Raw genomic sequence first — 13,678 nt, forward strand, 5'->3', positions numbered from 1 at the left:
CTCAGGCCCTCGCCTTCACCGGCTCGTCCCGCGTGAGATGGCCGTCGGTGAAGACGACGAGCCGCCCGGCATAGGCCGCGATATCCTCTTCGTGGGTGACCATGACGATGGTGATCCCTTCGCGGTTCAGCGCCTGCATCAGCTGCATGATCTCATGCGACCGCTGGCTGTCGAGGTTGCCTGTGGGCTCGTCGGCAAGGATCACCGCGGGTTCGCCCGCCAGCGCGCGGGCGATGGCCACCCGCTGCTGCTGGCCGCCCGAGAGCTGCGAGGGATCGTGATGCTCGCGCCCGGCAAGCCCCACCCGCGCCAGCGCCCGCTGCGCCTTCTCGATCCGCTCGGCCCGCGGCAGGCCCTTGTAGATCAGCGGCAGCTCGACATTCTCGAGCGCAGTGGTGCGGGCCAGGAGGTTGAAGCCCTGAAAGACGAAGCCCAGAAAGTGCCGCCGCAGCAGCGCCCGCCCGTCGCGGTCGAGCCCCGAGACGTCGGTCCCCTCGAAGAGGTAGCGCCCCGAGGTGGGCCGGTCGAGGCAGCCGATGATGTTCATCGCCGTCGACTTGCCCGACCCCGACGGGCCCATGATCGCCACGAACTCGCCGCGCCGGATGGTGAGATCCACCCCGTCGAGCGCGCGCACCTCGGCCTCGCCCTCGCCATAGGACCGGCCGATCCCCTGAAGCGCGATGAGCGGCCCCTCGGTCAAGCTCCGGCCTCGCGCTGATCGGTGATGACCGGAGCCCCCTCCTCGAGCGCGCCGCCGCGGATCTCGGTCCGCCGCCCGTCGGTCTCGCCGGTCTCGACCGCCACCCGGTCGGGCTCACCGTCGCGCAGGACCCAGACCGTGGGGCCCGACGTGGCGTCCGCCTCGCTCATCGGCCCGGGGGCGCGGGGCATGATGAGCCCGAGCAGCCCGCCCCCGCGGTTGCCGCCGGAACTGCCGGGCTGGGCCACCGCCGGCGGGGCGAAGCGCAGCGCGGCATTCGGCACGAGGAGCGCGCCCTCCACCTCGGCCACCGTGATCGTCGCGGTCGCGGTCATACCGGGCCGCAGCAGCCGCTCGCCATTGTCCACCGACAGCACCGCCTTGTAGGTCACCACGCCGTCGGTCGTCTCGGGCGCGTAGCGCACCTGCACGATCTCGGCCTTGAAGCTCCGCCCCGGATAGGCGTCCACCTTGAAGGAGGCGCGGTTGCCCACCCGCACCCGGCCGATGTCGGCCTCGTCGATGTCGACGCGCAGCTCCATCCGGGTCAGATCCTCGGCCAGCGTGAACAGCACCGGCGTGTTCAGCGAGGAGGCCACGATCTGCCCCGCCTCCGCTGCCCGGTCGAGCACGATGCCGCGGATCGGCGAGCGGATCACGGCCTTGGCCAGATCCACCCGCTGCACCTCGAGATTGGCAGCCGCGAGCGTGCGGTCGGCCTCGGCGATCTTTACCTCGGATTCCGCGCGCTTGTGGGCGGCCTCGGTCGCCACGAGATCGAGATGGGCGGCCACGCCCCGCTGGTCGAGCGCCGAGCGCGAGCGGTAGTTCTCGGCCGCCTCGAGCGCGGTGGCGCGGGCCTGTTCGAGCCGCCCCTCCGCCGCCTCGAGCGAGGCCTCGGCATTGGCGACCTGCGCCTTCAGCCGCGTGTCGTCCAGCCGGGCGAGCGGCTGGCCCACCGCGACCTCGTCGTTGTAATCCACCTCCACCGCGGCGAGCGTGCCCGACAGTTCCGAGGAAACCTCGACCTGCGTCGTGGGCTGCACCGTGCCCGTGGCCATCACCGTCACGACAAGCCCGCCCCGCTCCACCGGCTCGGTCACATAGGCAAGCGCGGGCTCCGCCCCCTGCCGCGAGGCCCAGAGGAGGCCCCCGCCCGCAAGCAGCCCCAGCGCCAGCAGGGGCCAGAGCCAGCGCCGCCCGCGGCGGCGTCGGTCGAGGATGCGGGCGAGATCGTCGCTCCTGTCGGTCATGGGTCCTTCTCCGGCGGCCATCCCTGTCGTGCCCTGCTTAGGCGAGCCGCCCCGCCAAGGACTTGCGCCAGATCATGCGAACCCGGCTCAGCCGCCTGCGCAGAGCGAACAGATCCGCCGCACCGCCAGTTCGTAGCCCTCGATGCCGAAGCCCGCCAGCACCCCGTCGGCGCGCAGGCTCACATAGGAGTGATGGCGGAAGCTCTCGCGCTTGTGGACGTTCGAGATGTGGCACTCGATCACCGGCCCCTCGAAGGCATTGAGCGCGTCGAGGATCGCCACCGAGGTGTGCGTATAGGCGGCCGGGTTGATGACGATGCCGCAGGCCGCCTGCCGGGCCTCGTGGATCTGGTCGACGATGGCGCCTTCGTGGTTCGACTGGAAGAGGCGCACCGAGAAGCCCTTCTCGGCCGCGACCGCCGCACAGCGCCGCTCGACATCGGCCAGCGTCTCGTGCCCGTAGATCTCGGGCTGGCGCTGGCCCAGCAGGTTCAGGTTCGGCCCGTTCAGGATGTAGATCGTCGTCGTCATGCGTCCTCCGCTCTGGCCCTCCGCGCGGGCGGGCCTTCCGCTGATATGCCCCGGGCGGGCGCGCGTTTCCAGCCGCTTGCGTGCGGGCCTCCATCGCGCGCCGTGATGATCCCGTTCAGGAAAGGACGTTTGGCAGGATCGGCCGCTGCCCCTACTCTGCCCGCATCAGGAGGTGTCCCTTGACCTACGAGCTTGCCATCGGCGATCGCGCCTATTCCAGCTGGAGCCTGCGCGGCTGGCTCCTCTTCGATGCCTTCGGGCTTCCCGTCCGCGTGCGGCGCGCCCGGCTCTATACCGACGAGCTGCCCGCGCTTCTGGCCGATTTCGCCCCCGCCCGCACCGTGCCCGCGATGAAGACGTCGGCCGGAACGGTGGTGGCCGAAAGCCTCGCCATCGCCGAAGAGCTCGCCTCGCGCCATCCCGAGGCGGGGATCTGGCCCGCCGATCCCGAGCATCGGGCGGTGGCGCGCGCACTCGCGGCCGAGATGCATGCGGGCTTCGGGGCGCTCCGCAGCCACTGCCCCATGAACCTCCGCGTGAGCTACGAGGGCTGCGACCCGCCCGAGGCCGTGCAGGCCGATCTCGCCCGGCTCGAAAGGATCTGGGCCGAGGCCCGGGCGCGCTGCAGCACCGAGGGCCCGTGGCTCTGCGGATCCTACAGCGCGGCGGATGTGTTCTTCGCCCCCGTCGCGGCACGCATCGCAGGCTACGGGCTCGCCGTCAGCCCCGAGGCGCAGGCCTATGTGGCGGCCCATCTCGCCCATCCCTCCTTCCGCCGCTGGCGCGCGATGGGGGCGGTCGATGGCGCCGATCAGGAGTTCTACGCCCGGCCCTATCCACCAAGACCCTGGCCCGGCCCCGCGCCCCTGCCCGCCCGCGCCGTGGCGGACGGCGTGGCCGAGAACGACGCCTGCCCCTATTCGGGCGCGCCGGTGACCGACCTGCTCGAGATCGAGGGGCGAATCTTCGGCTTCTGCAACCCCTTCTGCCGCGACAAGACCGTGGCCGACCCCGAGGCCTGGCCCGCCTTCACGGCACTGCTGCGTCACCGTGAGGGATCGTGAGGACCCGTCCTTGACTCACGATCCCTCACACCCCATCTTGTCGTGAGCAGACAGGAGGTCGTCATGCCGGGCGCCATGGATCGCGGACACGAGGATTTCGACGCGCTGCGCGCGACGCTCGCCAAATTCCGGCTCGCGGGGTTCGAGGGGCGGATCGCACGCGCGGCGGGCGACTATCTGGAAGAGCACGGGCAGGAGATCCTGCCGCCCTCCCGCGCCGAGCCCCTGTCCGGGGCCGAGCGCGCCGCTCTGCGCGCGGTGGGGGTCGAGCCCGGGGGCGTGGCCGATCCGCAGCCGGCGCTCGATCTGGCCGCCCGCCATGCGGTGCTGGCCGAGACCGCGCTGCCGCTGGCCGAGGTCGCCGCACGGCTCGGCGTCGATCCGAGCCGCCTGCGCCAGCGGCTGCGCGAGCGCACGATCCTCGGCATCCGCGGTCCCGACGCGCGCGGCTGGCGCATCCCGGGCTTCCAGCTCACCGCCTCGGGCGAGCTGCCGGGCCTGCGCCGGGTGCTGAAGGCGATCCGGCCCGAGGCCCGGCCGGTGCAGGTGGCGGCCTTTTTCACCACGCCGCAATCCGACCTCGACGACGGGCGCGGCGCGGGCCTGACCCCTGCGGCCTGGCTCGCGGCAGGCCACGATCCCGAACCCGTGCGCGAGCTGGCCGCCGCGATCTGATGGCGAAGTTCCCCGAACCGCCGCCTGCCGCGACGCTGGCGGCGCTCGGCCCCGAGATCGCGACCCTGCCCGCCGGCACGCCGCTCGCGCGGATCTTCTTTCGCGGCGGCGATCATCCCGTGGGCTGGAACGATTTCCGCTTCTGGGGCCCCGGCAGCGGCCGGTTCGATCCCCACCTGCCCGACGCGCTGGGCGCCCCGCAGGTGCAGGCGCGCGGCATCCTCTATGCGGCCGGGTCCGCCGCGCCGGGCGCGCTCGCCGTCTGCGCGGCCGAGGTCTTTCAGGAGACGCGGATCATCGACCTCACCGGCCGGTCGCCGTGGTTTGCAGTCTTCGCGCTGGCCCGGCCCCTGACGCTCCTCGATCTGACCGGCCTCTGGCCCACGCGGGCCGGCGCCTCCGCGGCCATCGCCTCGGGGCCGAAGGCCCGCGCCCGCCGCTGGAGCCGCGCCTTCTACGAGGCTTTTCCGGCCATCGACGGGCTGCTCTACCCCTCCTCCATGGGCGGCAATGCCCCCGTCATGGCGCTCTACGAGCGGGCGCGCCCGGCGCTGCCCGACAGCCCCGACTTCCACCGCGCCCTCGCCGATCCCGCGCTGCGCGTGCCCGTCCTGCGCGCGGCGGGGGTCATCGGCTATCTCGTCGCCTGAGGGCGCAGAAGGCTCGGGATCTTCCGGCCCCCTGACGCGGAGTTTGCCTGAGACGAGGCCGCGCGCGGCCCGTCCCGCTGCGGAGGGCCTCTCCAACGCCATGACCTCGCCCTCTCTCCTCCCGAGCCTGTCCGAAAGTCCTGTGCCCGTGCGTCATGAGGAACCTGCGCACCCGGTCGCCGTTGATGGCCGCATGCCGATTGGCACTTGAAAAAAACATCCGAAAGGACTGGACATGACCCGCAACAGCACGCTCTGGCTCTCCGTGGCAGCCGCGACGCTTCTCGCCGGCGCCGCCTCGGCGCAGGTGCAGGAAGCCCGCCCGATGACCGATCTCAACCTGCGCTCGGGCCCCGGCTCGAACTACACGATCGTGGGCGTGATCCCCTCGGACGCGCTGGTGATGGTCGAAGGCTGCGTCGATGCCGCCAAATGGTGCCGCGTGAATCACGAGGGCACCTCGGGCTGGGCTGCCGGCGATTACCTCGCCATGTCGGTCGAGAATACGGCGGTGCCGATGGCCTCGGGCGATCCCCGCGTGACCTATGAGTCCGTGACCTACGAGGAAGACCGCGACGGCGGCAGCGTGCTGGCCGGCGGCGCAGCCGGAGCGGCCTCGGGCGCGGCCATCGCCGGCCCGGCCGGCGCTCTGATCGGCGGCGTGCTCGGCATGGCCGGCGGCGATGCGCTTGATCCGCCGGACACCACCACCGTGACCTATGTCCAGCAGAACCCGGTCGAGCCGGTCTGGCTCGAAGGCGAAGTCGTCACCGGGGCGGCGATCCCCGAGACCGTCGTGCTGACGCCGATCCCCGAGAGCACCTATGCCTACAGCTATGTCAACGGCGTGCCGGTGATCGTCGATCCGAACCAGCGCCAGATCGTGCAGATCGTCCGCTGACCGCAGGCCCTTGCCGCCGGAGATCCGCGGCAGGGGCGACCAGGCAACCTGTGACGCCGGGCGGACCCTTCCGCCCGGCTTTTTCAGGGCAGAAGCACGGTCGCCCCGGTGGTGCGGCGACCCTCCAGCGCGCGGTGCGCCTCGGCCGTGTCCTTCAGCGCGAAGGTCTGCCCGATCCGCGGCACGATCCGCCCCTCGGCCACCAGCGCAAAGAGATCGGCCGCCCGCGCCTCGAGCTCGTCGCGCGTGGCAATGTAATGGAAGAGCGAGGGCCGGTTCGCGGTGAAGCTGCCCGCCGCGAGGTCGGAGAAGCGGAACTCGTCGAGCGGGCCCGAGGACTGGCCGAAACAGACGAAGCTGCCGCGCGGCCGCAGGCTCTTCAGCGACCCGCGCCAGGTGGTGCGGCCGACCGAGTCATAGACGACATCGCAGCCGCGCCCGCCGGTCAGCTCGCGCACCGCCTCGGCGAAGTCGGTGGCCTCGTAATCGATCACATGGTCGAAGCCGCTGGCGCGCGCCATCTCGGCCTTGGCCGCGCCGCCGACCGTTCCGTAGGTGATGGCGCCCTTGGCCTTCAGCCACTGGCCGAGAAGCTGTCCCACGCCGCCCGCTGCGGCATGGACGAGGACATGGTGCCCCGCCTCCACCCGGAAACTCGAATGGATCAGGTACTGCGCCGTCAGCCCCTTCAGCATGATCGAGGCCGCCACCTCGTCCGTCACGCCCTCGGGCAGCCGGACCAGCCGGTCGGCGGGCAGGACCCGAGCCGTGCGGCAGGCGCCGTTCGGCATCGTATAGGCCACCCTGTCGCCGGGCGCGAAGCCGCTCACGCCTTCGCCCAGCTCCTCGACCACGCCTGCGGCCTCGCCGCCGGGGATCAGCTCATCGGCGGGCCAGGGATAGAGGCCCGAGCGGAAGTAGCAGTCGATGAAGTTCAGCCCGACGGCCGTCTGGCGCAGGCGCACCTCGCCCGGTCCGGGCCGCCCGGCGGGGCGCTCGGCCCATTCGAGCACGTCGGGGCCGCCGGGGCGGGTCGCAACGATGGCGTGATCGGTCATGTTTCCACCTGAAAGGCCGCGTCGACCGGCACCTGAAGCGCGGTCACGAGCTGGTTGGTCTGGGCCGCCATGCCCAGCACCGCGAGGAACTCGGCCTCCTGCTCCGGGCTGAGCCCCTTGGCGCGGGCGGCCGCCGTATGGGAATGGGTGCAGTAGGAACAGCCGTTCGTCACCGAGACGGCGATATAGATCAGCTCCTTGGTCAGGGGATCGAGCGCGCCCGGCGCCATGACCTGCCGGAGCCGGTTCCATATGCTTTCCAGAAGCTCGGGCTGATTGGCAAGAGCGCGCCAGAAGTTGTTGATATAGTCGGTTTTCCGCGTCTCGCGGATGTCGGCGAAGATTGCGGCCACGCGCGGATCGCGGGCAGCCTCCTCGTCGCTCAGAAGTCGGTGTGTGGCCATGGGGTCCTCGGGTTGGCCCGGCCGCGGACGGCCGGGCGACAGTTCAGATCAGCGCGATGACGCGGGCGGGACCGCCGGTTCCGCCGCGGTGCTTCGGCGCACCGACCACCAGAGTGGCCCCGACCGGAGGCAGCTTGTCGAGGTTCGCCAGACATTCGATCCCGAACCGCCCCGAGGGCAACCAGGCGTAATGGGTGGCGAAATCCGGCGACATGCCATGGTCGAGCGAGAGCGTATCGACCCCGATCGAGCCCGCCTGCGTCTCGAGCAGCATCTGCGCCGCCTCGACATGGAAGCCCGGATAATGGCCCATGTCGTCGGCGCCGGTGTTGCGGAACCGCTCGGTCGCCACATGGCGTCCCCAGCCCGAATGCATCGCCACGCAGGCATTGGCGGGGATCTCGCCATGCGTCGCGATCCAGGCCTTCAGATCGTCCGGCGTCAGCTGCGCATCGGGATTGTCCTCGGCCTTGGCCGCGATATCCACGATGCAGAGCGGCACCACCAGATTGCCCACCGGGATCTCCGCCACGCTCATCCCGTCGGCCGAGAAATGGAGCGGCGCATCGATATGGGTGCCGGTGTGCTCATTCACCCGAAACTCCGCCAGATTGAACTTGTCTTTGGCATAGGTGAACTTCTGGTCGAAGAAGAACTGCTGCTCGCCGAAGAAGGTGGGGAAGCCCTCGTGCAGCTCGTGGGTCAGGTCCTCGACCGCACTGTGGCCCTGCGCCAGAGCGGCCGGAGCCTGAAACACGCTGCCCGCAGCCACGCCCGCAGCCGTCGCCGCCGCCCCGCGGAAGAAGGAGCGGCGCGACAGCATCCGCTCCTTCACCGCCTGGGTCACGCAGATATCGCACATGAGGCTCCCTCCTTCTGTCTGTTTCTTCCGGCAGGGTGCCCGAAGCGCCGATCCTGTCAAGCGCGGCGAAGGCCTGGCCCGCCGGCCCCGGATCCGGCAGGCGCAGACCCTCCGGCCTGGGGCGAGGCGCGCCGGAAAACGCAGCCCCGGCGCCCGCGCCGGACGAGCGGCTACTCGGCCAGCGCCCGCATCACCCGGATGAGGTCGGACTTGCCCTCGAAGCCGATGCCCGGCAGGTCGGGCATGGTGATATGGCCGTCGACCACCTTCACCGTGTCGGGAAAGCCGCCATAGGGCTGGAAGAGATCGGGATAGCTCTCGTTCCCGCCGAGGCCGAGGCCCGCGGCGATGTTCAGCGACATCTGGTGGCCGCCATGCGGGATGCAGCGCCGGGACGACCAGCCGCAGCTTTCCAGCACCTCGAGCGTCCGCAGATACTCGACCAGCCCGTAGGACAGCGCGCAATCGAACTGCAGCCAGTCGCGGTCGGCCCGCATGCCCCCGTAACGCAGGAGGTTGCGCGCATCCTGATGCGAGAAGAGGTTCTCGCCGGTCGCCATCGGCCCCGGATAGAACTCGGCCAGCGCCGCCTGAAGCGCATAGTCGAGGGGATCGCCCGCCTCCTCATACCAGAACAGCGGATAGTCCCTGAGCATCTTCGCATAGGCGATGGCCGTCTCCAGATCGAAGCGCCCGTTGGCATCCACCGCGAGGCGCGCCTGCGGCCCGATCTCCTGAAGCACCGCCTCGATCCGGCGGCGATCCTCGTCGAGCGGGGCCCCGCCGATCTTCATCTTGACCACGGTATAGCCGCGGTCGAGGTAGCTGCGCATCTCGCGCCTCAGCGCCGCATCGTCCTTGCCGGGATAATAGTAGCCGCCCGCCGCATAGACGAAGACGCGCGGATCGGCCTCGCGCCCCTTCGCATGGGCCAGCAGGCGGAAGAGCGGCTGGCCCGCGATCTTGGCCACCGCATCCCACACCGCCATGTCGAGCGTTCCGACCGCGACCGACCGTTCGCCATGGCCGCCCGGCTTCTCGTTGCTCATCATCGCGGCCCAGATCCGGTGCGGATCGAGATTGTCGCCCGCTTCCGTCAGCAGGCTCTCGGGCGGGGCTTCGAGGATCCGGTCGCGGAAGCGCTCGCGGATCAGCCCGCCCTGCCCGTAGCGGCCGTTCGAGTTGAAGCCGTAGCCCACGACACGCCGGCCGTCGCGCACCACATCCGTCACCACCGCCACGAGGCTGGCCGTCATCCGGCTGAAGTCGATGTAGGCGTTGCGGATCGGCGACGAGATGGGCTGCGTGGATTCGACGATATCGAGGATGCGCATGAGGTCGTCCTTTCGCTTCTGGTCAGGTGAGGCCCCTCCGGGCCGGGCGGCGCCGGGTCTGCCCCGCGAGCCCGTGGGGATCAGGCACGGGCGGTGGCCGCCCGCAGTTCGGCCGCCGCGAGCTGCAGCGGCATCCGGGCGTCGGCGTCGCGCACATGCGCCGCCAGATGGTCGGCAAAGACGCGGACCTTGGCCGAGAGATTGTGGCGCTCCGGATAGATGGCGTGGATGTTGGCGGTCTGGCGATAGTGGGGCAGCAGGAGGCGCAGCCGACCCTCACGGACATGCTGGGCGATGTCCCACTCCGAGCGCAGCATGATCCCCTGCCCGTCGAGCACCCAGGCCAGCGCGATCTCGCCGTCGTTGGTGCTGAGCTCGCCGCTCACCTTGGCCGAGGGCGAGGCCTCGCCGATATCGTCGAAGCGCCAGACGTCGTAGGCGTCATGGTCCTGCCTGAGCACGATGCAGCTGTGCTGCTGCAGATCGGTGAGGCTCTGCGGCACCCCGCGGGCCTCGAGATAGGAGGGCGCCGCGCAGAGGAACCTCCGGTTGCGCTGCAGAAGCCGCATGACCATGCGCCCGAAGGGCGGGGCTCCGAAGCGGATCCCGAGATCGATCCCCTCCTCGACGAGATTGAGCGGCGCATCGGTCAACAGAAGCTGCACCTCCACCGCCGGATGGATCCGGCGGAAGCGCGCGATGGCCGGGGCGAGATGGGTGCGCCCGAAACCCAGCGTGGCATTGATCCGCAGAAGGCCCGCCGGGCGGTCGCGACCCTGCGAGAGATTGTGTTCGAGATCCGCGATCTCGTCGAGAAGCCGCAGGGCCGCGCCATAATAGGCCTCGCCCTCGCTCGTGAGGCTCACCTTGCGCGTCGTGCGGTTCAGCAGCCGGACCCCCAGCCGATCCTCGAGCCGGGCGAGGCGCCGGCTCACCGCCGAGGCCGACAGGCCCAGATCCTGCGCCGTGGCCGAGAAGCTCTCGCGCCGGGCCAGCATCACGAAGAAGGAGAGGTCGCCTTCCGCCATTCTTGCTCCTGACGCAATAAAGTTTTGAAGCAGCGCCGACTATCAACTTTCAAGGAACAGTCTACACTTTCAACATGCCGTGCCAAGCGGCGCATCAGCCGGTCGGGGCCTCTTTTTCCCGCAAGGACCGGGCCCGGAGGAGCATTCGCAGCGGCCCCGGCCCTCGTGCGGGATGGCCTTCCCCTCCTCCGATTTCAGGATCCGGCACCCGGTTTCAGGGGGCCGATCGACGCTCGCAATCGAGACCCAGGAGGAGAACCATGAACGTCAAGAGGCTCGCCGTGGCACTCGGTGCCACCCTCGCCGCCGCGCCGCTCTTCGCGCAGTCGGCGGCCGATTTCCCGACCAAGCCTGTGACCTACATCATCCCGTTCAACGCCGGCGGCGAATCCGACATCTCGGCCCGCTACCAGCAGGCGGAATGGGAGGCCGTGACCGGCCAGCCGGTGGTCATCCAGTATCAGGCGGGAGCCGGCGGTGCACAGGCCTGGTCGCAGCTCAATGCGATCGAGGGCGACGGCTACACGATCATGGGCATCAACCTGCCGCACACGGTGCTTCAGCCGATCGAAGCCAACGTCGGCTACAAGACCGACGAGTTGACGCCTGTCAACTATTTCCACTATACGCCCGACGCGATCTTCGTGCCCAAGGACAGCGAGTTCCAGACGCTCGCCGACCTTGTCGAGAATGCCAGGGCCAATCCGGGCGCGGTGACCTTCTCGGGCTCCGGGTCGAACTCGTCCAACAATCTCGCGCAGGCGAAGTTCGACCAGCTCGCCGGCATCACCACGACCTACATCCCCTTCTCGGGCACCGGCCCGGCCATCACGGCGGTCCTCGGCAGCCAGACGGTGGCAGGGTTCAACTACGCGACCTCGGCGGTGAACCAGGGCGATGCGCTCCGGATGCTGGCGGTGGCGGCCGACGAGCGTCTGCCCGCCTTCCCGGACGTGCCGACCTTCAAGGAGCTGGGCTACGACCTCGTGGGCGGCGCCTACCGCGGCGTGGCCGTGCCCGATGCGACGCCCGAGGAGCTGCGCACACGGATTTCGGACATCGTGACCGAGATCAACCAGCGGCCCGACTTCGTGAAGAAGATGGAAGAGGGCGGTTTCGTTCTGACCGACATCCCCTATGCGAAGATGGACGCCTTCATGGCCGAGAAGATCGCCGAATATCAGGAGGGCGCGAAAGCTCTCGGCATCGGCGGCTGAGGGCGGGCGATGGACGTTCTCGGCTACCTCATCGGCGCCCTGACGCCGTTCAACCTGATGCTGGCGCTCGTGGGCGTGGTGCTCGGCACCGTCGTGGGGGCGCTTCCGGGCCTCTCCGCCACGATGGCGGTGGCCGTGCTCGTCCCCTTCACCTTCACCATGGATCCCGCCGCGGGCCTCATCGCCCTCGGCGCGATCTATACCGGCGCGATCTACGGCGGAGCCTTCGCGGCGATCCTCGTCAACACGCCGGGCACCCCCTCGTCCATCGCCACCACCTTCGACGGCTATCCGATGGCGCGGCGGGGCGACGGGGGGCTGGCGATCACGCTCGCCACGCTCTCGTCGGTGGCGGGCGGCATCGTCGGCGCCATCGCCCTCCTGATCCTTGCCCCGCCGCTCGCGCGGGTGGCGCTGGCCTTCGGGCCCACGGAATATTTCTGGCTCGCCATCTTCGGCATGACGCTGATCGCGGCCCTTTCGGTGGGCAACACGCTGAAGGGGCTGATCGGTGCCTGCCTCGGCCTCTTTCTGTCCATGGTGGGAGTCGCGGTGGTGGGCGGCGATGTCCGCTACACGCTCGGGATGCAGCGGTTCCTCGGCGGGATCGACATCACCTCGGCCATCATCGGCCTTTACTGCATCCCGGTGATCCTCGACCTCGTGGCCACAAGGGACGCGCATCTGCGCCCGGCCGAGACCCACGGGCTGCGGCTCGGCGAGGGGCTGCGCATCGCCTGGGCGCGCAAGGTGAACGTGATCCGCTCGTCGGTGATCGGCACCGTGGTGGGCATCCTGCCGGGCGCGGGCGGCTCCATCGCGGGCCTCGTCTCCTATGCCGAGGCACGCCGCTCCTCGCGCACCCCCGAGGCCTTCGGCAAGGGCGAGCCCGATGGGGTGATCGCGACCGAGGCCGCCAACAATGCCACCGTGGGCGGCGGCTTCATCCCGACGCTGGTGCTGGGCATCCCCGGCACCCCGCCCGACGCCATCATCCTCGGCGCCCTGCTCGTGCAGGGGATCAAGATCGGCCCCACGCTCTTCAGCGCCGAGGCGGGCGTGGTCTATACCTTCATCTGGGGGCTGCTGATCGCCACCGTCCTCATGCTGCCCGCGGGCCTTCTGATCGGGCGCTATGCCTACCGTACCGTGGTGGCGATCCCCAAGGCCATGCTGGCGCCCACCGTGGCGCTTCTCACGGTGATCGGCTCCTTCGCCATCCATTCCAACGTGCAGGATGCGCAGCTGATGGTGGGCCTCGGCCTCATCGCCTGGGTGCTCGCCCGCTACGGGTTCGCGCCCTCGCCCATCGTGCTGGGCCTCGTGCTGGGCCAGATCGCCGAACAGGGTTTCGTGCAGACCTATCTGATCGGCAATGCCTCGGACCGGACGCTCGAGATGTTCTTCGGGCGGCCGATCAGCATCGGCATCATTCTCGCCGCGCTGCTGACGCTCCTCTATCCCTTCGTGGCCGAACGCCGGACGCGGAAGAAGACCCCGGCCGCGGCCGCCGCGGCACCCGACGCTGCGAGAGGACGCGACACGGCGGGAATGGGGCTTGCCGCAGGGTTCGTGCTGCTCGGCATCCTGATCTTTCTCGGCGCGCGCGGCATGTCGGCGGTGGGCTCGATCTTCCCCACGACCATCGCCGTGGGCCTGATCCTCTTCTCGCTCCTTCTGATCGGGCTGGGGCTGAGGGGCCGCACCGCATCGGCGCCGCCCCGCGAGGCGGAGAGCGCCGGCAACCGCCGCCGTCTGGCCCTCGCCCTCGTCATGGCGCTGTGGGTGGGCCTCCTGCCGGTCCTGGGCTTCATCGTCACGAGCCTCGCGGCCTTCCTCGCCATCATGATCGTGGCCGACTACGACCGGCCCGGCCCCCGGACCTGGGCGGTCTGGATCCTCTCGGGCGTGGCCATCGTGCTCGGCTTCTGGTGGCTCATGGCCCACGTCCTGCTGCTGCGGATGCCTTCCGGCATCCTGTTCTGAACCGGAGACTTG

At 70.1% G+C, this 13,678-nt stretch carries 14 protein-coding genes; 6 read left to right on the forward strand and 8 right to left on the reverse strand.

Going from position 1 to position 13,678, the window contains the following annotated elements; all coding sequences use genetic code 11:
* Position 1: 1 nt before the first annotated feature.
* The 3 genes from RSP_RS17525 to aroQ form a co-directional block, all read right to left on the reverse strand.
* Complete coding sequence (locus tag RSP_RS17525) at positions 2–703, reverse strand: ABC transporter ATP-binding protein (protein WP_017140371.1); 702 nt, start codon at positions 701–703, stop codon at positions 2–4.
* Complete coding sequence (locus RSP_RS17530; RefSeq protein WP_017140372.1) at positions 700–1,956, reverse strand: efflux RND transporter periplasmic adaptor subunit; 1,257 nt, start codon at positions 1,954–1,956, stop codon at positions 700–702. The genes RSP_RS17525 and RSP_RS17530 overlap by 4 nt, the downstream gene beginning before the upstream one ends.
* Before the next feature lie 87 nt (positions 1,957–2,043).
* Positions 2,044–2,487 carry a type II 3-dehydroquinate dehydratase gene (aroQ, locus tag RSP_RS17535; RefSeq protein WP_011339256.1) on the reverse strand — a complete coding sequence of 148 codons (444 nt, stop codon included), beginning with the start codon at positions 2,485–2,487 and terminating at the stop codon, positions 2,044–2,046.
* 179 nt (positions 2,488–2,666) lie between these two features.
* Between aroQ and RSP_RS17540 the strand changes: the two genes are divergently transcribed.
* The 4 genes from RSP_RS17540 to RSP_RS17555 all read left to right on the forward strand — a co-directional run bounded on the left by RSP_RS17540 (position 2,667) and on the right by RSP_RS17555 (position 5,777).
* Positions 2,667–3,551: a glutathione S-transferase family protein gene (locus RSP_RS17540; RefSeq protein ID WP_011339257.1), complete on the forward strand. Its 885-nt coding sequence runs from the start codon at positions 2,667–2,669 to the stop codon at positions 3,549–3,551.
* A 63-nt stretch (positions 3,552–3,614) separates the two neighbouring features.
* Complete coding sequence (locus RSP_RS17545; protein WP_011339258.1) at positions 3,615–4,226, forward strand: hypothetical protein; 612 nt, start codon at positions 3,615–3,617, stop codon at positions 4,224–4,226.
* On the forward strand, positions 4,226–4,876 hold the full coding sequence (locus tag RSP_RS17550; RefSeq protein ID WP_011339259.1) for an RES family NAD+ phosphorylase: 651 nt from the start codon (positions 4,226–4,228) through the stop codon (positions 4,874–4,876). Before RSP_RS17545 ends, RSP_RS17550 begins: the two co-directional genes overlap by 1 nt.
* A 235-nt stretch (positions 4,877–5,111) precedes the next feature.
* Positions 5,112–5,777: a DUF1236 domain-containing protein gene (locus tag RSP_RS17555; RefSeq protein ID WP_011339260.1), complete on the forward strand. Its 666-nt coding sequence runs from the start codon at positions 5,112–5,114 to the stop codon at positions 5,775–5,777.
* A gap of 83 nt (positions 5,778–5,860) precedes the next feature.
* Here RSP_RS17555 and RSP_RS17560 read toward each other — a convergent pair whose 3' ends face one another.
* The 5 genes from RSP_RS17560 to RSP_RS17580 form a co-directional block, all read right to left on the reverse strand.
* Positions 5,861–6,835 carry a quinone oxidoreductase family protein gene (locus RSP_RS17560; protein WP_011339261.1) on the reverse strand — a complete coding sequence of 325 codons (975 nt, stop codon included), beginning with the start codon at positions 6,833–6,835 and terminating at the stop codon, positions 5,861–5,863.
* Entirely contained in the window at positions 6,832–7,239 is a 408-nt protein-coding gene (locus RSP_RS17565) for a carboxymuconolactone decarboxylase family protein (protein WP_011339262.1), read from the reverse strand. The genes RSP_RS17560 and RSP_RS17565 overlap by 4 nt, the downstream gene beginning before the upstream one ends.
* Positions 7,240–7,282: 43 nt before the next feature.
* Positions 7,283–8,101 (reverse strand): cyclase family protein, encoded by an 819-nt coding sequence (locus RSP_RS17570; RefSeq protein WP_011339263.1) that lies wholly within the window; start codon positions 8,099–8,101, stop codon positions 7,283–7,285.
* 170 nt (positions 8,102–8,271) lie between these two features.
* Positions 8,272–9,435 (reverse strand): mandelate racemase/muconate lactonizing enzyme family protein, encoded by a 1,164-nt coding sequence (locus RSP_RS17575; protein ID WP_011339264.1) that lies wholly within the window; start codon positions 9,433–9,435, stop codon positions 8,272–8,274.
* 80 nt (positions 9,436–9,515) lie between these two features.
* Positions 9,516–10,463 carry a LysR substrate-binding domain-containing protein gene (locus RSP_RS17580; protein ID WP_009562685.1) on the reverse strand — a complete coding sequence of 316 codons (948 nt, stop codon included), beginning with the start codon at positions 10,461–10,463 and terminating at the stop codon, positions 9,516–9,518.
* A gap of 260 nt (positions 10,464–10,723) precedes the next feature.
* Here RSP_RS17580 and RSP_RS17585 point away from each other — a divergent pair, with 260 nt between their 5' ends.
* Together RSP_RS17585 and RSP_RS17590 are read left to right on the forward strand one after the other, a co-directional pair.
* A complete protein-coding gene (locus RSP_RS17585; RefSeq protein WP_011339265.1) occupies positions 10,724–11,680 on the forward strand; it encodes a tripartite tricarboxylate transporter substrate binding protein in 957 nt (318 codons plus the stop codon).
* A 9-nt stretch (positions 11,681–11,689) separates the two neighbouring features.
* Positions 11,690–13,666 (forward strand): tripartite tricarboxylate transporter permease, encoded by a 1,977-nt coding sequence (locus RSP_RS17590; RefSeq protein WP_011339266.1) that lies wholly within the window; start codon positions 11,690–11,692, stop codon positions 13,664–13,666.
* Positions 13,667–13,678 lie beyond the last annotated feature (12 nt).

This window comes from Cereibacter sphaeroides 2.4.1, from assembly GCF_000012905.2.
GTDB lineage: Bacteria > Pseudomonadota > Alphaproteobacteria > Rhodobacterales > Rhodobacteraceae > Cereibacter_A > Cereibacter_A sphaeroides.

Excerpts from the sequence above, each read along its gene's own strand:
- RSP_RS17585 (WP_011339265.1), top strand. The coding sequence starts at position 10,724 with ATGAACGTCAAGAGGCTCGCCGTGGCACTCGGTGCCACCCTCGCCGCC.
- RSP_RS17530 (WP_017140372.1), bottom strand. The coding sequence starts at position 1,956 with ATGACCGACAGGAGCGACGATCTCGCCCGCATCCTCGACCGACGCCGC.
- RSP_RS17560 (WP_011339261.1), bottom strand. The coding sequence starts at position 6,835 with ATGACCGATCACGCCATCGTTGCGACCCGCCCCGGCGGCCCCGACGTG.
- RSP_RS17575 (WP_011339264.1), bottom strand. The coding sequence starts at position 9,435 with ATGCGCATCCTCGATATCGTCGAATCCACGCAGCCCATCTCGTCGCCG.
- aroQ (WP_011339256.1), bottom strand. The coding sequence starts at position 2,487 with ATGACGACGACGATCTACATCCTGAACGGGCCGAACCTGAACCTGCTG.
- RSP_RS17545 (WP_011339258.1), top strand. The coding sequence starts at position 3,615 with ATGCCGGGCGCCATGGATCGCGGACACGAGGATTTCGACGCGCTGCGC.
- RSP_RS17580 (WP_009562685.1), bottom strand. The coding sequence starts at position 10,463 with ATGGCGGAAGGCGACCTCTCCTTCTTCGTGATGCTGGCCCGGCGCGAG.
- RSP_RS17590 (WP_011339266.1), top strand. The coding sequence starts at position 11,690 with ATGGACGTTCTCGGCTACCTCATCGGCGCCCTGACGCCGTTCAACCTG.
- RSP_RS17550 (WP_011339259.1), top strand. The coding sequence starts at position 4,226 with ATGGCGAAGTTCCCCGAACCGCCGCCTGCCGCGACGCTGGCGGCGCTC.
- RSP_RS17565 (WP_011339262.1), bottom strand. The coding sequence starts at position 7,239 with ATGGCCACACACCGACTTCTGAGCGACGAGGAGGCTGCCCGCGATCCG.
- RSP_RS17570 (WP_011339263.1), bottom strand. The coding sequence starts at position 8,101 with ATGTGCGATATCTGCGTGACCCAGGCGGTGAAGGAGCGGATGCTGTCG.
- RSP_RS17555 (WP_011339260.1), top strand. The coding sequence starts at position 5,112 with ATGACCCGCAACAGCACGCTCTGGCTCTCCGTGGCAGCCGCGACGCTT.